The sequence below is a fragment of the Microbacterium sp. LMI13-1-1.1 genome (assembly GCF_040815625.1).
GTDB lineage: Bacteria > Actinomycetota > Actinomycetes > Actinomycetales > Microbacteriaceae > Microbacterium > Microbacterium forte.
Map to the genome: position 1 here is coordinate 1 of NZ_JBFPNL010000004.1, position 255 is coordinate 255.

General features: G+C 54.1%; 1 rRNA gene. It reads right to left on the reverse strand.

The window, feature by feature from the left end:
- Positions 1 to 255, reverse strand: a 23S ribosomal RNA gene (locus tag MRBLMI13_RS18420); the annotation flags it as partial.

Genomic DNA, 255 nt, shown 5'->3' on the forward strand with positions numbered 1-255 from the left:
CGGGGTACTTTTCACCTTTCCCTCACGGTACTTGTCCGCTATCGGTCATCTGGGAGTATTTAGGCTTATCAGGTGGTCCTGACAGATTCACACGGGATTTCACGGGCCCCGTGCTACTTGGGATACTCTTCGCGCCAAGGGTGGCATTTCGACTACGGGGTTGGCACCCTCTATGACCGGCCTTTCAAGACCGTTCGTCTATACCATCTTGTAACGCCGCCATCTCGGCAGAGATGACTGAAAAGTCCCACAACC